We start from the raw sequence: 1429 nt of genomic DNA on the forward strand, positions 1-1429 counted from the left end.
TCAATGTCGTCAACTTTAGAAAAAACAAGAGCTAGGAAATATATTCCGGTATATAATAGGATGATCCTTATGATAAAATATCTTTTTATCATAAGGAGATTTTTATATGAACAAAACGAAATTACTAATTAAAATTATTGATTCTATTCATAAATTAGTTACATCTGACGATTACAAAAATACGTATAGATTGAATAATTCTTTTTCTAGAAACAGAAAATTATCTTTTCAACAAATAATTTATCTTATTTGTTCTAATCTTAGAAAATCAATAAATCTTGAAATAGCTAGCTTTAAGGATAAATTTAAATTTATTAAATTACCTGATGTAACAAAGCAAGGATTTTCAAAGGCTAGACAAAATATATCTCCCGAAGCTTTTAATAAAATTTGCGAACTATTTATTGATAAGTTTTATTCTTTGAATACTTCATTAAATAAATGGAATGGATATAATGTTTTCGCTATAGATGGTACAACCCTTCAAGTTCCAGATACTGAAGAAAACTTAATAGAATTTGGTTACAAATCAAGCAGACATAAAACAAAAACGGCGTTAGCCACTGGCTCCGCCATATATGATGTTATGAATGATATTATTGTTGATGCAAAGATTGACAGTTATCCAAAAAGTGAACGTGTTTTAGCTAAAGAACATATAAATAAATTAGTTCATTATGATAGTAAAATAATAAATAAAACAATAATAACTCTAGATAGAGGGTATCCGTCATATGAAATGTTTGATTACATTAATGAAAAAAACTTATTTTTTGTAATAAGATTGTCTTCATCATACAAGTTGGCAAATGATATAACAGAAAATGATGAAACTATATCTTATATAAAAAATGGTGAAGAAAAAAAGGTAAGACTAATAAAAGTAATCTTAGAAAATGGAACAGAAGAAATATTAGCTACTAATATTTTTGATAAAATCATTACAATTGATATGTTTAAAGAATTGTATTTTTTAAGATGGAGGATCGAAACAAAATATAGAGAGTTAAAAAGTAGTATTAAAATTGAAGAGTTTTCAGGCAAAAAGCCAATTGCAATAAAACAGGATTTTTATGCATCAATATTTTTATCACTGATAACATCAGTAATAAAATTTGAGTGTGATAAAGCTATAGAACAAGAAATTAAAGAAAAAAAGTTAAAACATAGATATCAAGTAAATAGAAACTACTTACTTGGAGAGATTTCAAGAAAGATAATATCGTTAATAGCGCAACCTTCGGTGCGAAAGAAGTTTTTGGATGAATTAATTGAACAAGGTAAAAAAAATCGCTCAATAATACGTCCTAATCGTTCTATTGAGCGAAAACACACACACCCTCGGAAAACGCACCATTACAACCAAAAATCCTGTATTTAGATTGTAAAATCCAAATACTAGAAACAAGTCCGTTTAACCGCGGATTTA

The 1429-nt window shown here is 26.6% G+C and carries 1 protein-coding gene; it reads left to right on the forward strand.

What is annotated here, in order from left to right; all coding sequences use genetic code 11:
• Nucleotides 1-106 precede the first annotated feature (106 nt).
• On the forward strand, nt 107-1381 hold the full coding sequence (locus KQI30_RS16765; RefSeq protein ID WP_216464479.1) for an IS4 family transposase: 1275 nt from the start codon (nt 107-109) through the stop codon (nt 1379-1381).
• The last annotated feature ends 48 nt before the right edge of the window (nt 1382-1429 follow it).

Source organism: Clostridium bornimense (assembly GCF_018917145.1).
GTDB lineage: Bacteria > Bacillota > Clostridia > Clostridiales > Clostridiaceae > Clostridium_AN > Clostridium_AN bornimense_A.

Bases quoted from the DNA above. Each gene is read 5' to 3' on its own strand.
- KQI30_RS16765 (WP_216464479.1), top strand. From the start codon at position 107: ATGAACAAAACGAAATTACTAATTAAAATTATTGATTCTATTCATAAA.